The organism is Pseudomonas sp. Tof1, assembly GCF_055390395.1.
The window spans coordinates 1,220,934-1,237,478 of sequence record NZ_AP024344.1; the positions used below are offsets into that span (position 1 = coordinate 1,220,934).

Sequence of the window (16,545 nt, forward strand, 5' to 3'; positions counted from 1 at the left end):
TGGCGCGCAAGCGACAAAGGCGGCAGTTTGAACCTCGCCGACCGCTGCTGACAACCCTGCGTTGCAGCTTTGCGTGCGCGGTTGAGCGTGCGCAGTGACAGGGGCGGTCAATCACAGGATAATGCGCCATCCTTTCGGGTGGCTCGCAGTGCAGGCCGCCCTGTTTGCTTGTTTGGCCGCCTTAGCCTGACAACCCTGGAGTGTCTGGTTTGATCGTCTTTCGTTATCTGTCTCGCGAAGTCCTGGTTACATTGAGTGCCGTCAGCGCCGTCCTGCTGGTGATCACCATGAGCGGGCGCTTCGTCAAGTTTCTCGCCCAGGCCGCTTCGGGTGCCCTGGACCCGGGTTCGCTGTTCCTGATCATGGGGTTTCGCCTGCCCGGCTTCCTGCAACTGATCCTGCCACTGGGTCTGTTCCTCGGGATTCTGCTGGCCTATGGCCGGTTGTACCTGGAAAGCGAGATGACCGTGTTGTCCGCCACGGGCATGAGCCAGCAGCGGCTGCTCGGCATGACCATGGCTCCGGCATTGCTGGTGGCGCTGCTGGTGGCCTGGCTGAGCCTGTCCCTGGCCCCCAGGGCGCCTACCAGTTTCAACTGGTGCTGAACAAGCAGGATGCCCTGACCGAGTTCGACGTCCTGGAGCCGGGGCGCTTCCAGGCATTGAATGACGGTTCGCGCATCACCTACACCGAAAAGCTCTCCGATGACCGTTCCCATCTGGGGGGCGTCTTCATTTCCGAGAAGCGCCTGGGCCAGGACAAGAAGGACCGTGGTATCTCGGTGCTGGTTGCCGACCATGGCCGCCTCGAGGTCAAGCCGGACGGCAATCGTTTCCTGGTCCTGGAGGATGGCTATCGCTATGACGGCAGCCCGGGGCAGGCCGACTACCGGGTGATCAAGTACGACACCTACGGCGTACAGATGGACAAACCGGAAATCAGCAACGAGGTGACCGACCGCGATGCACTGGCCACCCACGACCTGTGGGGCAGCAGTGAGCGCAAGTCGATTGCCGAGCTGCAATGGCGCCTGTCGTTGCCGCTGCTGGTGTTCATCGTCACACTGATGGCGGTGCCGCTGTCGCGGGTCAATCCGCGTCAGGGGCGCTTCCTCAAGCTGCTGCCGGCGATTCTGTTGTACATGGCCTACCTGACCATGCTGATTTCCGCCCGCGGCGCCCTGGAGAAGGGCAAGCTGTCGCCGCTGCTCGGCCTGTGGTGGGTGCATGGGCTGTTCCTGGCGATCGGCCTGGGACTGCTGTATTGGGAACCGTTGCGTTTGAAGCTGGCGAGTCGTCGCGGCATGAAGGAGATGGCTCGTGGTTAAGCTCGACCGCTACATTGGCAGTGCCGTGTTCATGGCGATCCTGGCCGTGCTCGGGATCATCCTCGGCCTGGCCTCGCTGTTCGCCTTCATCGACGAGATGGGCAACATCAGCGATACCTACACCTGGGGCGACGTGCTCAGCTTCGTGCTGCTGACCGCGCCACGACGGGTCTACGACATGCTGCCGATGGCCGCGCTGATCGGTTGCCTGATCGGCCTGGGCAGCCTGGCCAGCAACAGCGAACTGACCATCATGCGCGCGGCGGGCGTGTCCATCGGGCGTATCGTCTGGGCGGTGATGAAGCCCATGCTGGTGCTGATGCTCGTCGGTGTGCTGGTGGGCGAGTACGTGGCGCCGGTCACCGAAAGCAAGGCCCAGGCCGACCGGGCGCTGGCCCAGGGTTCCGGCGATGCCCAGAGTTCCAAGCATGGCTTGTGGCACCGCCAGGGTGACGAGTTCATCCATATCAACGCCGTGCAGCCCAATGGCCTGCTCTACGGGGTGACCCGCTACCAGTTCGACGACCAGCGGCGTCTGCAATCCTCGAGTTTCGCCAAGCTGGCGCGCTTCGAACAGGATCACTGGACCCTGACGGACGTGACCACCACCCATTTCCGTGGTGATCACACCGAAGTCATCAACACGCCGCAGGAGACCTGGGGCGTGTCCCTCCAGCCGAACCTGCTGAGCACCGTGGTGATGGTGCCCGAGGCGCTTTCGATCAGTGGTCTGTGGAGCTACATCCACTACCTGGCGGACCAGGGGCTGGCCAACGGTCGCTACTGGCTGGCGTTCTGGGTCAAGATCCTGCAACCTTTGGTCACTGCGGCACTGGTGCTGATGGCTATCTCGTTCATCTTCGGTCCGCTGCGGTCGGTGACCCTCGGTCAGCGGGTGTTCACCGGGGTGCTGGTCGGTTTCACCTTCCGCATCGCCCAGGACCTGCTCGGCCCGTCGAGCCTGGTGTTCGGCTTCCCGCCGCTGTTCGCGGTGCTGGTGCCGGCGGGGATCTGTGCGATTGCCGGCTTCTGGCTGCTGCGACGCGCCGGATAGACGCCTCGCACCGCTCTGGATAGCCCGGAAAAAGCCTCTGCCGACCGGCAGGGGCTTTTTTGTACCTGTCGCCCCGCCGGTTGACGTGACGCCTTGCTTGCGCATCAGGTACAATTCCCGGCTATTTTTCGGCGGGCAGTCTGCCTGCAACCTTTTTGAGTGTTGACCCGTGAGTGATTTGAGTCATATCCGCAATTTCTCCATCATCGCCCACATTGACCATGGCAAGTCGACTCTGGCCGATCGCTTCATCCAGATCTGCGGCGGCCTGGCCGAGCGCGAGATGGAAGCGCAGGTGCTGGATTCCATGGACCTCGAGCGCGAGCGCGGGATCACCATCAAGGCCCACAGCGTTACCCTGTACTACAAGGCCAAAGACGGCATCACCTACCAGCTGAACTTTATCGATACCCCGGGTCACGTCGACTTCACCTACGAAGTCAGCCGTTCCCTGGCGGCCTGTGAAGGTGCCTTGCTGGTGGTCGACGCCGGCCAGGGTGTCGAAGCCCAGTCCGTGGCCAACTGCTACACGGCGATCGAGCAGGGCCTGGAAGTCATGCCGGTCCTGAACAAGATCGACCTGCCGCAGGCCGAGCCGGAGCGGGTGAAGGAAGAGATCGAGAAGATCATCGGAATCGACGCCACCGACGCCGTCACCTGCAGTGCCAAGACCGGCCTGGGGGTCGACGAGGTGCTCGAGCGCCTGGTGACCACCATTCCGGCACCGGAAGGCAATATCGACGATCCGCTGCAGGCGCTGATCATCGACTCGTGGTTCGACAACTACCTGGGCGTCGTGTCCCTGGTGCGTGTGCGCCACGGCCGCGTGAAGAAGGGCGACAAGATCCTGGTCAAGTCGACCGGCAAGATCCACCTGGTGGACAGCGTCGGCGTCTTCAACCCGAAACACACCGCCACCGCCGACCTGAAGGCGGGCGAGGTGGGCTTCATTATCGCCGGCATCAAGGACATTCACGGGGCGCCGGTCGGTGACACCCTGACTCTCAGCTCGACGCCTGACGTCGACGTGCTGCCGGGCTTCAAGCGTATCCAGCCGCAGGTCTATGCCGGCCTGTTCCCGGTCAGCTCCGACGACTTCGAGGACTTCCGCGAAGCCCTGCAGAAGCTGACCCTCAACGACTCCTCGCTGCAGTACACCCCGGAAAGTTCGGATGCACTGGGCTTCGGTTTCCGTTGCGGCTTCCTCGGCATGCTGCACATGGAGATCATCCAGGAGCGCCTGGAGCGCGAATACGACCTGGACCTGATCACCACCGCGCCGACGGTAATCTTCGAGCTCAAGCTCAAGAACGGTGAAACCATTTACGTCGACAACCCGTCCAAGCTTCCGGACCTGTCCGCCATCGAGGACATGCGTGAGCCGATCGTACGGGCCAACATCCTTGTGCCGCAGGAGCACCTGGGTAACGTCATTACATTGTGTATCGAAAAGCGCGGGATCCAGCACGACATGCTGTTCCTCGGCTCACAGGTGCAAGTCACCTACGATCTGCCGATGAACGAAGTGGTCCTGGACTTCTTCGACCGTCTCAAATCCACCAGTCGCGGCTATGCTTCGCTGGACTATCATTTCGATCGCTACCAGTCGGCCAACCTGGTCAAGCTGGACGTGCTGATCAATGGTGAGAAGGTCGACGCCCTGGCGTTGATCGTGCATCGGGACAACGCGCACTACAAAGGCCGTGCGTTGACCGAAAAGATGAAAGAACTGATTCCTCGTCAGATGTTCGACGTTGCCATCCAGGCCGCCATCGGCGGTCAGATCGTGGCGCGGACAACCGTCAAGGCGCTCAGAAAGAACGTACTGGCCAAATGCTACGGTGGTGACGTGAGCCGTAAGCGCAAGCTGTTGGAGAAGCAGAAGGCCGGTAAGAAACGCATGAAGCAAGTAGGTAACGTGGAAGTTCCACAGGAAGCCTTCCTTGCGGTGCTCAGGTTGGATAGTTAGGTCCTATGTCACTAAATTTCCCGCTGTTGCTGGTCATTGCCGTCGCTGTCTGCGGTCTGTTGGCGTTGCTCGATCTGGTCTTTCTGGCTCCACGGCGGCGGGCGGCGATCGCCAGCTACCAGGGCAGCGTCGCGCAGCCTGACGTGGCCGTGGTCGAGAAGCTGAACAAGGAGCCCTTGCTGGTCGAGTACGGCAAGTCCTTCTTCCCGGTGCTGTTCATCGTGCTGGTGCTGCGCTCGTTTCTGGTCGAGCCGTTCCAGATTCCATCCGGCTCGATGAAACCGACCCTGGATGTGGGTGATTTCATCCTGGTGAACAAGTTCTCCTACGGGATTCGCCTGCCGGTGATCGACAAGAAGGTGATCCCGGTCGGTGATCCGCAGCGCGGGGATGTCATGGTGTTCCGCTATCCGAGCGATCCGAACGTCAACTACATCAAGCGTGTAGTCGGGCTGCCGGGTGACACGGTGCGCTACACCAGCGACAAGAGGCTGTTCGTCAACGGTGAGTCGGTGGCCGAGCAACTGGTGGGCAACGAGCCGGGCATGCTGGGCAGTGCCGAACTCTATAAAGAGAAGCTGGGCGCCGTCGAGCACCTGATCCGCAAGGAAATGGGCCGTTATCGCGCGCCGCCGGATCACGAGTGGAAGGTACCGGCCGGCCATTACTTCATGATGGGCGACAACCGCGACAACTCCAACGACAGCCGCTACTGGGATGACCCCAACATTCCCAAGGAACTGCTGGGCATGGTTCCCGACGAGAATATCGTCGGCAAGGCCTTCGCGGTCTGGATGAGCTGGCCTGATCCCAAGTTCAGCCGCATGCCGACCTTTTCGCGGGTCGGCTTGATCAAGTAGCCCAAACGGCGCTGTTGAATACAGCGCCGAATGCTTTTCAGGTACTTGAAGACGATGAGAGTGACTATGCGGTCCGCCGCTCCCCAGAAGGGCCTGTCGTTTGTGGGCTGGTTGCTGGCCCTCGCGCTGGTGGCCTTCGTCAGCAGCACGGCATTCAAGGTGGTTCCGTTTTACCTCGACTATCTGTCGATGAAGAAAATCATCATGTCGGTGGAAACCGACAAGGCGGCGGACGTGACCACCGTCAACGACTTTTACACCCATGTTGCCCGTGGCATGCAGGTCAACAGTATTCAGGATGTGGATTTGAACAAGGCGTTAAACGTAACGGTGGAGGGCAGCCGATTTCTTGCCCATCTGAAATACGAGCAGCGCGTCGCGCTGATCCAGAATATCGATCTGGTGGTGAAATTCGACCACGAATTCAGCGTGGGTAAACCGTGAGCCTGTCCCTGAGCCGTCTCGAGCGCAAGCTCGGCCATACCTTCAAGGACCAGGAGCTGATGCTCCTGGCCCTGACACACCGCAGCTTTGCCGGGCGCAACAACGAGCGCCTGGAGTTCCTGGGCGATGCGATCCTCAACTTCGTGGCTGGCGAGGCGCTGTTCGAGCGTTTTCCCCAGGCCCGCGAAGGCCAGTTGTCGCGTTTGCGCGCACGCCTGGTAAAAGGTGAAACACTGGCCGTACTGGCCCGTGGTTTCGAACTGGGCGACTACCTGCGCCTGGGTTCCGGCGAGCTCAAGAGCGGCGGTTTCCGCCGCGAGTCGATCCTGGCCGACGCCCTGGAAGCATTGATCGGTGCGATCTACCTGGATGCCGGCATCGAAGTGGCCCGTGAGCGCGTGCTGGCCTGGTTGGCCTCGGAGTTCGACAGCCTGACGCTGGTCGATACCAACAAGGACCCCAAGACCCGCCTGCAGGAGTTCCTGCAATCGCGGGCCTGCGAGCTGCCGCGTTACGAAGTGGTGGATATCCAGGGTGAGCCGCATTGTCGGACCTTCTTCGTCGAGTGCGAAGTCACCCTTTTGAACGAGAAGAGCCGTGGGCAGGGCGTCAGCCGTCGTATTGCCGAACAGGTGGCGGCCGCTTCAGCACTGATCGCCCTGGGCGTGGAGAATGGCAATGACTGATTCAACTGCAACACGCTGCGGCTATGTCGCCATCGTTGGCCGGCCGAACGTGGGCAAGTCCACGCTGCTGAACCACATTCTCGGACAGAAGCTGGCGATCACCTCGCGCAAACCGCAGACCACCCGCCACAACATGCTCGGGATCAAGACCGAAGGCGAGATCCAGGCGATCTACGTCGACACCCCGGGCATGCACAAGAGCAACGAGAAGGCGCTCAATCGCTACATGAACAAGACCGCCTCGGCGGCCTTGAAAGACGTCGACGTGGTGATCTTCGTCGTCGATCGTACCCGCTGGACCGATGAGGACCAACTGGTCCTGGAGCGTATCCAGTACGTCGAGGGCCCGGTGATCGTTGCCCTGAACAAGACCGACCGGATCGAGGACAAGGCCGAGCTGATGCCGCACCTGAGCTGGTTGCAGGAGCAGTTGCCGAAGGCGCAGATCGTGCCGATCTCCGCGCAGCAGGGGCACAATCTCGATACCCTGGAAGGCCTGATCGCCCAGCATCTGCCGGAGAACGAGCACTTCTTCCCGGAAGACCAGATCACTGACCGCAGCAGCCGTTTCCTCGCCGCCGAACTGGTGCGCGAGAAGATCATGCGTCAGCTGGGGGCGGAACTGCCCTACCAGATCACCGTCGAGATCGAGGAGTTCAAGCAGCAGGGCGCCACCTTGCACATCCATGCGCTGATCCTCGTCGAACGCGATGGTCAGAAGAAGATCATCATTGGTGACAAGGGTGAGCGGATCAAGCGCATCGGCAGCGAAGCACGCAAGGACATGGAGCTGCTGTTCGATTCGAAGGTCATGCTCAACCTGTGGGTCAAGGTGAAGGGCGGCTGGTCCGATGACGAGCGCGCCCTGCGTTCGCTGGGTTACGGCGACCTCTAACTCTTCCTGTAGGAGCAGGGCTTGCCCGCGAAGCTTTCAGGTCCCGCCGACCTGTCTCGCGGGCAACTGATCTCGATCGGCCTCTCCCACAAGTAAAAGCTCCCCCGCGAGGCTTCATGTCCGCCAATCCTCCACCCGGCCAACCGGCCTATGTCCTGCACTCCCGCGCCTACCGCGAAAACAGCGCCCTGGTGGATTTCATCACGCCCCAGGGCCGGCTGCGCGCGGTGCTGCGCAATGCGCGGGGCAAGGCCGGAACCCTGGCGCGGCCGTTCGTGCCGCTGGAGGTCGAGTTCCGGGGGCGTAGCGAACTGAAGAATGTCGGCCGCATGGAGAGCGCCGGGGTTACCGTGTGGCTGAGCGGCGACGCGCTGTTCAGCGGTCTCTACCTCAACGAGTTGCTGATCCGCCTGCTGCCTGCCGAGGATCCGCACCCGGCACTGTTCGAGCATTACGCTCTGACCCTGCTGGCCCTGGCCGAAGGCCGTCCGCTGGAGCCGCTGCTGCGTTCATTCGAATGGCGGCTGCTGGACGATCTCGGTTATGGCTTTGCCCTGAGCGTGGACATCCATGGCGAGCCACTGGCAGCGGACGGCATGTATCGGCTACAGGTCGACGCCGGCCTGGAACGGGTCTACCTGTTGCAGCCCGGGCTGTTCCAGGGCAGTGAGCTGCTGGCGATGGCCGAGGCCGACTGGAGCGCGGTCGGCGCTCTTTCTGCGGCCAAGCGGCTGATGCGCCAGGCGCTCGCCGTGCATCTGGGTGGCAAGCCGCTGGTCAGTCGCGAGTTATTCCGCAAACCCTGAGCGGGCAGGGCGGCTGCGTGAATTTGATCGATGGAACTGAACGTGCGGGCCTGCGTCCCGTGTATGCTGTGGAGCGAATATTCCATTCTTTAGGAGCCTTTCCGTGAGCACCAGCACCCGCATCCTTCTCGGCGTGAATATCGACCACGTTGCCACCCTGCGTCAGGCCCGGGGCACCCGCTACCCTGATCCGGTCAAGGCCGCGCTGGACGCCGAGGAAGCCGGAGCCGATGGCATCACCGTGCACCTGCGCGAAGACCGCCGGCATATCCAGGAGCGCGACGTGTTGCTGCTCAAGGATGTGCTGCAAACCCGCATGAACTTCGAGATGGGTGTGACCGAGGAAATGATGGCGTTCGCCGAGCGCATCCGTCCGGCCCACATCTGCCTGGTGCCGGAAACCCGCCAGGAACTGACCACCGAAGGCGGCCTGGACGTGGCCGGCCAGATCGAGCGGATTCGGGCGGCGGTCGAGCGCCTGAGCCGGATTGGCAGCGAGGTATCGCTGTTCATCGATGCCGACGAGCGGCAGATCGCGGCAGCCAAACAGGTTGGCGCTCCGGCGATTGAACTGCACACCGGGCGTTATGCCGATGCCGAAACCCCGGCCAAGGTGGCCGAGGAGCTGAAGCGTATCGCCGATGGCGTGGCGTTTGGCGTGGGCCAGGGGCTGATCGTCAATGCCGGGCATGGCCTGCACTACCACAACGTCGAGGCGGTGGCGGCGATTGCGGGGATCAACGAGCTGAACATCGGCCATGCGCTGGTGGCTCATGCGCTGTTCGTCGGCTTCAAGGGGCCGTGGCGGAAATGAAGGCGCTGATCCTGGCGGCTGCGGCCAAGGCCTGACTCAGAGCTGCGACGGCTGCTCGGTCGGCTTGGTCTTGTCCACGCCCGGTATGTGCAGCGCACCTTCGGCGACCTGGCTGCCCTCGAGCTGCGGCTGGGTCACCCAGGTCAGGATGTCGTAGTAGCGGCGGATGTTGGCGACGAAATGCACCGGCTCGCCACCCCGGGCATAGCCGTAGCGGGTCTTGCGATACCACTGCTTCTGCGACAGGCGTGGCAGCATCTTTTTCACATCCAGCCACTTGTTCGGGTTCAGCCCCTCGTTTTCGGCGAGCTTGCGCGCGTCGTCGAGGTGACCGCTGCCGACGTTGTAGGCCGCCAGGGCGAACCAGGTGCGATCCGGCTCCTCGATCTTCTCGTCGAGCTGGTCCTTCATGTAGGCCAGGTACTTGGCGCCGCCGATGATGCTCTGCCTGGCATCCAGGCGGTTGGACACGCCCATGGCCTGGGCAGTGCTCTGGGTCAGCATCATCAGGCCGCGCACGCCGGTCTTGGAGGTGACGTCCGGCTGCCACAGCGATTCCTGGTAGCCGATGGCCGCCAGCAGGCGCCAGTCGATCTTTTCTTCCTTGGCCGCGGCCTGGAAGTGCTTCTCGTACTTGGGCAGGCGCTGCTGCAGGTGCTGGGCGAAGGTGTAGGCGCCGACATAGCCGAGGACATCGACGTGCCCGTAGTAGCGGTCCTTCAGGCGTTGCAGGGTGCCGTTCTTCTGCACCTTGTCGAGGTAGGCGTTGACCTCGTTGAGCAGGCTGTTGTCGTCGCCGGGAGCCACGGCCCAGCGCTGGTTGCGGGCATCGCCGAGGTCGAAGGCGACCCTGACGTTGGGGAAGTAGACCTGGTTCATCGCCACTTCGTTGGAATCCACCAGGGTCAGGTCGATCTGCCCCTCGTCGACCATACGCAGCAGGTCGACGACTTCGACCGCGTCGGATTCTTCGTATTCTATTGCGGGATTCTGCTTTTTCAGTTCGGCCAGCTGTTCGGCGTGGGTGCTGCCCTTCAGAACCGTGATGCGTTTGCCGGCCAGGTCCGCAGGCGTGGTGGGGCGTGGCTGGCCATTGCGGTAGATGATCTGCGGGGTGACTTCCAGGTAAGGATGGGAAAAGCGCGCCTGCTGCTGGCGCTCGTCGCTGCCCACCAGGCCGGCGGCCGCCAGGACCGGGCCGTTGGGTTTGCCCAGTTGGCCGAACAGATCGTCGAGGTTGTCGGCCGTTTCGATCTCGAGCTTGACCCCCAGGTCATCGGCAAAGCGTTTGACCAGCTCGTACTCGAAGCCGGTTTCGCCGTTGCGATCCTGGAAATAGGTGGCCGGACTGTTGCGGGTGATCACGCGCAGTACGCCATCCTCCTTTACGCGCTCGAGCGTGCTGGGTTTCTCAACACAGGCGCCGAGCATCAGGAAGAGTCCGGTTGCGATGAGCCACTTGGCACAGCGCTGGCGGAAAGCAGTTTGGGAAAACATGTGCGCAGTATACGCAAAGGACCTCGGCCGCCATATCTCGACAGATGGGTGCCGGTCTGCTAGCGAATCCCGGGCAGGGCTGCAGGCCTCTGGAATGGGGCCTCGCGATGGCGCGACAGAGCAAAAATAACCGTCTTGAATGCCTTTGATGCCTTTTAATAATAAGCAGCGGGGCGTGAATCGACATCCGGCCTGCGCGAGGATGCCGTTTCGGGTGCCGTCGCGGGCGGTTTAGGCTAGAATGCACGGCCTCAAAGCACACCCCCTTCCCGAGGCTGTCCCGAAGATGTTGATCCTGCGCGGTGCTCCTGCCCTTTCCGCCTTTCGCCACGGCAAACTTCTCGAGCAACTGAGCCAGAAAGTTCCGGCTGTCAGTGGCCTGTATGCCGAGTTCGCCCACTTCGCCGAAGTGACCGGCGACCTGACCGGCGACGAACAGCAAGTGCTGGCCCGTCTTCTGAAATACGGCCCGAGCGTGCCGGTTCAGGAGCCAAGCGGTCGTCTGTTCCTGGTGCTGCCGCGTTTCGGCACCATTTCGCCCTGGTCGAGCAAGGCCAGCGACATCGCCCGCAACTGTGGCCTGGGGAAAATCCAGCGTCTGGAGCGCGGTATCGCCTTCTACGTGGCCGGTCAGTTCAGCGAGGCCGAGGCCGAACTGATCGCCGCCAGCCTGCATGACCGCATGACCCAGATCGTCCTGGGCAGCCTGGAGCAGGCCGCCGGCCTGTTCAGCCATGCCGAGCCGAAGCCGCTGACCGCGGTCGATATCCTCGGTGGCGGCCGCGCCGCGCTGGAGAAGGCCAACGTCGAGCTGGGCCTGGCCCTGGCCGAAGACGAAATCGACTACCTGATGAACGCCTTCACCGGCCTTGCGCGCAACCCGCATGACATCGAACTGATGATGTTCGCCCAGGCCAACTCCGAGCACTGCCGTCACAAGATCTTCAACGCCAGTTGGGATATCGACGGCGAGAGCCAGGAAAAAAGCCTGTTCGGCATGATCAAGAACACCTACCAGATGCACAGCGAAGGTGTCCTGTCGGCCTACAAGGACAACGCCTCGGTGATCGTCGGCAACGTCGCCGGCCGTTTCTTCCCGGACCCCGAAACCCGCCAGTACGGTGCGGTGCAGGAGCCGGTGCACATCCTGATGAAGGTCGAGACCCACAACCACCCGACCGCCATCGCGCCGTTCCCTGGCGCCTCCACCGGTTCCGGTGGCGAGATCCGTGACGAAGGTGCCACCGGTCGCGGTGCCAAGCCGAAGGCCGGCCTCACCGGTTTCACCGTCTCCAACCTGCAGATCCCCGGCTTCGAACAGCCTTGGGAAGTGCCGTATGGCAAGCCCGAGCGTATCGTCAACGCCCTCGACATCATGATCGAAGGCCCGCTGGGCGGCGCCGCGTTCAACAACGAGTTCGGCCGTCCGGCCCTGACCGGCTACTTCCGTACCTTCGAGCAGTCCATCAACACCCCCCACGGCGAAGAAGTGCGCGGCTACCACAAGCCGATCATGCTCGCCGGCGGCATGGGCAACATCCGTGCCGAACACGTGCAGAAGGGTGAAATCAGCGTCGGCGCCAAGCTGATCGTGCTCGGCGGTCCGGCGATGCTGATCGGCCTGGGCGGCGGTGCGGCCTCGTCGATGGCCACCGGTACCAGCTCGGCTGACCTGGACTTCGCCTCGGTGCAGCGCGAAAACCCGGAAATGGAGCGTCGTTGCCAGGAAGTGATCGACCGCTGCTGGCAGTTGGGCGACCACAACCCGATCCGCTTCATCCACGACGTGGGTGCGGGCGGTCTGTCCAACGCCTTCCCGGAACTGGTCAACGACGGCGACCGCGGTGGCCGTTTCGAACTGCGCAACGTGCCCAACGACGAGCCGGGCATGGCCCCGCACGAAATCTGGAGCAACGAGTCCCAGGAGCGCTACGTACTGGCGGTCGACGCGGCCGACTTCGAGCGTTTCAAGGCGATCTGCGAGCGTGAGCGTTGTCCGTTCGCGGTGGTCGGCGAAGCCACTGCCGAGCCGCAACTGACAGTCACCGACAGCCACTTCGGCAACAGCCCGGTGGACATGCCGCTCGAAGTGCTGTTGGGCAAGCCACCGCGCATGCACCGTTCGGTCAAGCGCGAAGAGGAACTGGGCGACGATTTCGATCCGAGCAGCCTGGCGCTCGCCGACAGCATCGAGCGCGTCCTGCACCACCCGGCCGTGGCCAGCAAGAGCTTCCTGATCACCATCGGTGACCGCACCATCACCGGCCTGGTCGCCCGTGACCAGATGGTCGGCCCCTGGCAGGTGCCGGTAGCCGACGTGGCTGTCACCGCCACCAGCTTCGACGTCTACACCGGTGAAGCCATGGCCATGGGCGAGCGCACTCCGCTGGCCCTGCTGGATGCCCCGGCGTCCGGCCGCATGGCGATCGGCGAGACCCTCACCAACCTGGCCGCCTCGCGTATCGGCAAGATCTCCGACATCAAGCTGTCGGCCAACTGGATGTCCGCTGCCGGCCATCCGGGTGAAGACGCGCGCCTGTACGACACCGTGAAGGCGGTCGGCATGGAACTGTGCCCTGAGCTGGGCATCACCATTCCGGTGGGCAAGGACTCCATGTCCATGGCCACCCGCTGGAAGGACGGCGGCGTCGACAAGAGCGTGACCTCGCCGCTGTCGCTGATCGTGACCGGCTTCGCCCCCGTGACCGACATCCGCAAGACCCTGACGCCGGAACTGCGCATGGACAAGGGCACCACCGACCTGATCCTGATCGACCTGGGTCGTGGCCAGAACCGCATGGGCGCCTCGATTCTCGCCCAGGTGCACGGCAAGCTCGGCAAGCAGGCGCCGGACGTCGATGACGCCGAAGACCTGAAGGCCTTCTTCGCGGTGATCCAGGGCCTCAACGCCGATGGTCACCTGCTGGCCTACCACGACCGTTCCGACGGCGGTCTGCTGGTCAGCGCCGTGGAAATGGCCTTCGCCGGCCACTGCGGCCTGAACCTGACCCTCGATGGCGTGGCGGAAACCGCCGCTGACATCTCGGCCATCCTGTTCAACGAGGAACTGGGGGCGGTGATCCAGGTTCGCCAGGACGCCACCGCCGAAGTGCTGGCGCAGTTCAGCGCTGCCGGCCTGGGCGAGTGCGTCTCGGTGATCGGCCAGCCGTTGAACAACGGCGAGATCAGCATCAGCTTCAACGGCGAAACCGTGTTCAGCGGCGAGCGTCGCCTGCTGCAGCGCCAGTGGGCGGAAACCAGCTACCGCATCCAGCGCCTGCGCGACAACGCCAACTGCGCCGACCAGGAATTCGACGTCCTGCTCGACGAGAGCAACCCGGGCCTGAGCTACAAGACCAGCTACGACGTGAACCAGGACGTCGCTGCGCCGTACATCAAGAAGGGCATCCGCCCACAGGTGGCGGTACTGCGCGAACAGGGCGTCAACGGCCAGGTGGAGATGGCGGCGGCGTTCGACCGTGCCGGTTTCAGCGCCATCGACGTGCACATGAGCGATATCCTCGCCGGTCGCGTCGACCTGAACGCGTTCAAGGGCCTGGTCGCCTGCGGCGGCTTCTCCTACGGTGACGTGCTGGGCGCCGGCGAAGGCTGGGCCAAGTCGGCACTGTTCAACAGCCGTGCCCGCGATGCCTTCCAGGGCTTCTTCGAGCGCAGCGACAGCTTTGCCCTTGGCGTGTGCAACGGTTGCCAGATGATGTCCAATCTGCACGAGCTGATCCCGGGCAGCGAGTTCTGGCCGCACTTCGTCCGCAACCGTTCCGAGCAGTTCGAGGCACGGGTGGCGATGGTGCAGATCCAGGAGTCGAACTCGATCTTCCTGCAAGGCATGGCCGGTTCGCGCATGCCGATCGCGATCGCCCACGGCGAAGGTTATGCCGAGTTCGAAAGCGAGGAAGCGCTGCTGCAGGCCGATCTGTCGGGTTGCGTGGCCATGCGTTATGTCGACAACCACGGCAAGGTCACCGAGACCTATCCGGCCAACCCGAACGGCTCCCCGCGCGGGATCACCGGCCTGACCAGCCGTGACGGTCGCGTCATGATCATGATGCCGCACCCTGAGCGGGTCTTCCGTGCCGTGCAGAACTCCTGGCGTTCGGACGACTGGAGTGAAGATGCACCGTGGATGCGCATGTTCCGTAACGCGCGCGTCTGGGTGAACTGAGCCGGCGATGTACAAGCTCGCCTTCTTCGTTCCACCCAGCCATGTGGAGCAGGTCAAGAGCGCCGTATTCGCCGCCGGTGGCGGACGGATCGGCGCCTATGACCACTGCGCATGGCAGGTGCTGGGCCAGGGCCAGTTCCGCCCGCTGGACGGCAGCCAGCCGTTCCTCGGGCAGACCGGTGTGGTCGAGCAGGTGGACGAGTGGAAGGTCGAGCTGGTCGTCGACGATTCACTGATTGCGGCGGTGGTGCTGGCGCTCAAGCAGAGCCATCCCTACGAAACGCCGGCGTATGAGGTCTGGCGTCTGGCCGACCTCTGAGCGTTGCCCGCAGGGCCTCGCCAACTCCCGCAGCCTGTACGCCGATCAGCAGGTGCCAGGCACCGCCTGTCAACGGGCTGATACCCTTGCAGCCGAGCGCACTCAGTTGGGCCTCGGACAACCTGTCCACATCCTCCAGTTGTACCCGCAGCCGCGTCTGGGCGACACAGTCCAGTGCCAGCACATTCTCCCTGCCTCCCAGCGCGTCCAGCCACTGTTGCAGTTGGCCGGGACTGATGGCGTTCGCCTCGACTGCGACGGCGGCGCTGGCTGCCGGGAGGTGCGTGGCGGTATTGGGCAGTGCCAGGCGGATCTCGTCGGCGATACCGTCGGCCAGCGGGCCGACCACCACTTGCAGGCTGCCGCCCTGGCCGGGGCGGACCACGGCGAGGGCCCCCAGCTCCTTCAGTTCGCTGTCCAGGGCTTTGTCCCGGTCCCGTAGTTCCAGGCGCAGGCGGGTGGTGCAGGCGCCGACCGTCAGCAGGTTGTCGGCGCCGCCGAGGGCGCGGATGTAGGCTGCGGCCCGCTGGCTGTCGTCCAGTGTCTGCTTGGTCGCCGGATTGGCGATAATCTCGCGTCCCGGGGTCTTGAGGTCGAAACGCCGGATGCAGAAATCGAACACCGCGTAGTAGATCGCCGCGTAGGCCAGGCCAACCGGCAACACCAGCCAGCCATTGGTGGACTTGCCCCAGCCCAGGGCCATGTCGATGGCACCACCGGAAAAGGTGAAGCCGAGATGGATGTCGAGCAGGTTGGTGATCGCCATCGACAGCCCGGTCAACAGTGCATGAACCACATAGAGCAGCGGCGCGAGGAACATGAAGGCGAACTCGATGGGTTCGGTCACGCCGGTGAGGAACGAGGTCAGCGCCATCGACAGCAGGATGCCACCCATCAGCTTGCGCCGTTCGGGCAGGGCGTTGCGGTACATCGCCAGGCAGGCGGCGGGCAGGCCGAAGACCATCACCGGGAACATGCCGGTCATGAATTGCCCGGCCCTGGGGTCGCCGGCGAAGTAGCGTGCCAGGTCGCCGGTGACCACTCGGCCGGTGTCCGGGTCGGTGAAGCTGCCGAAGACGAACCACATCATGTTGTTGAGGATGTGGTGCAGGCCGGTGACGATCAGCAGGCGGTTGAACACGCCGAAGATGAACGCGCCAATGCTGCCGCTTTCGACCATCATCAGTCCCAGGCTGTTGATCCCGTGCTGGATCGGCGGCCAGATCAGGCCGAACACCAGCCCCAGGCCGACCGCGGAAAAGCCGGTGACGATCGGTACGAAGCGCCGGCCGCCGAAGAAGGCCAGGTATTCGGGTAGCTTGATGTCCTTGAAGCGGTTGTACAGCGCCCCGCCGAGCAGGCCGCTGATGATTCCCGCAAGCATGCCCATGTTGATCTCGGCGTCGATGACCTTCAGCGTGGCCACCAGCACCAGGTAGCCGATGACCCCCGCCAGCCCGGCGGTGCCGTTGTTGTCACGGGCGAAGCCGACGGCGATGCCGATGGCGAAGATCAGGGCCAGGTTGGTGAAGATGGCGTTGCCGGCATCGTGGATGATCGCGATGTCCAGCAGGTCGGCGTCACCCAGGCGCAGCAGCAGGCCGGCGATCGGCAGGATGGCGATGGGCAGCATCAGGGCCCGGCCGAGACGTTGCAGGCCTTCGATAAACAGCTGGTACATGTTGGCTCTC

At 63.4% G+C, this 16,545-nt stretch carries 11 protein-coding genes and 2 pseudogenes; 11 read left to right on the forward strand and 2 right to left on the reverse strand.

From position 1 onward, the window contains the following. Nucleotides 1-209: 209 nt before the first annotated feature. The 9 genes and pseudogenes from lptF (at nucleotide 210) to pdxJ (ending at nucleotide 8,890) form a co-directional block, all read left to right on the forward strand. Nucleotides 210-1,327 (forward strand): annotated as a pseudogene (gene lptF, locus ACZ5KU_RS05550) (LPS export ABC transporter permease LptF). After that, a complete protein-coding gene (lptG, locus tag ACZ5KU_RS05555; RefSeq protein ID WP_054059220.1) occupies nucleotides 1,320-2,381 on the forward strand; it encodes an LPS export ABC transporter permease LptG in 1,062 nt (353 codons plus the stop codon). The pseudogene lptF and the gene lptG overlap by 8 nt, the downstream one beginning before the upstream one ends. A gap of 169 nt (nucleotides 2,382-2,550) precedes the next feature. After that, nucleotides 2,551-4,350, forward strand: a complete 1,800-nt coding sequence (lepA, locus tag ACZ5KU_RS05560; RefSeq protein WP_020481066.1) for a translation elongation factor 4 — start codon at nucleotides 2,551-2,553, stop codon at nucleotides 4,348-4,350. A gap of 5 nt (nucleotides 4,351-4,355) precedes the next feature. Next, nucleotides 4,356-5,210, forward strand: coding sequence for a signal peptidase I (gene lepB, locus ACZ5KU_RS05565; protein ID WP_054059219.1), 855 nt, complete (start codon nucleotides 4,356-4,358; stop codon nucleotides 5,208-5,210). Nucleotides 5,211-5,276: 66 nt separating this feature from the next. Then, nucleotides 5,277-5,654 (forward strand): DUF4845 domain-containing protein, encoded by a 378-nt coding sequence (locus tag ACZ5KU_RS05570; RefSeq protein WP_054061884.1) that lies wholly within the window; start codon nucleotides 5,277-5,279, stop codon nucleotides 5,652-5,654. Beyond that, nucleotides 5,651-6,340, forward strand: coding sequence for a ribonuclease III (gene rnc / locus ACZ5KU_RS05575; protein WP_054059217.1), 690 nt, complete (start codon nucleotides 5,651-5,653; stop codon nucleotides 6,338-6,340). Before ACZ5KU_RS05570 ends, rnc begins: the two co-directional genes overlap by 4 nt. Beyond that, nucleotides 6,333-7,235 (forward strand): GTPase Era, encoded by a 903-nt coding sequence (gene era, locus ACZ5KU_RS05580; protein WP_017904943.1) that lies wholly within the window; start codon nucleotides 6,333-6,335, stop codon nucleotides 7,233-7,235. Before rnc ends, era begins: the two co-directional genes overlap by 8 nt. A gap of 116 nt (nucleotides 7,236-7,351) precedes the next feature. Then, complete coding sequence (gene recO, locus ACZ5KU_RS05585) at nucleotides 7,352-8,041, forward strand: DNA repair protein RecO (protein WP_464736905.1); 690 nt, start codon at nucleotides 7,352-7,354, stop codon at nucleotides 8,039-8,041. A gap of 103 nt (nucleotides 8,042-8,144) precedes the next feature. Then, a pseudogene (pdxJ, locus tag ACZ5KU_RS05590) lies at nucleotides 8,145-8,890 on the forward strand (pyridoxine 5'-phosphate synthase). 1 nt (nucleotide 8,891) lies between these two features. Here the strand turns inward: pdxJ and mltF are convergent. After that, nucleotides 8,892-10,352, reverse strand: a complete 1,461-nt coding sequence (gene mltF / locus ACZ5KU_RS05595) for a membrane-bound lytic murein transglycosylase MltF (RefSeq protein ID WP_054061883.1) — start codon at nucleotides 10,350-10,352, stop codon at nucleotides 8,892-8,894. 286 nt (nucleotides 10,353-10,638) lie between these two features. On the opposite strand from mltF, the gene purL reads away from it, so the two are divergent. Next, complete coding sequence (purL, locus tag ACZ5KU_RS05600; RefSeq protein WP_464736906.1) at nucleotides 10,639-14,535, forward strand: phosphoribosylformylglycinamidine synthase; 3,897 nt, start codon at nucleotides 10,639-10,641, stop codon at nucleotides 14,533-14,535. A gap of 7 nt (nucleotides 14,536-14,542) precedes the next feature. Beyond that, a complete protein-coding gene (locus tag ACZ5KU_RS05605) occupies nucleotides 14,543-14,854 on the forward strand; it encodes a YqfO family protein (protein ID WP_054059212.1) in 312 nt (103 codons plus the stop codon). Here the strand turns inward: ACZ5KU_RS05605 and nagE are convergent. Continuing rightward, complete coding sequence (gene nagE, locus ACZ5KU_RS05610) at nucleotides 14,793-16,535, reverse strand: N-acetylglucosamine-specific PTS transporter subunit IIBC (RefSeq protein WP_464736907.1); 1,743 nt, start codon at nucleotides 16,533-16,535, stop codon at nucleotides 14,793-14,795. The genes ACZ5KU_RS05605 and nagE overlap by 62 nt on opposite strands. Nucleotides 16,536-16,545: the final 10 nt, after the last annotated feature.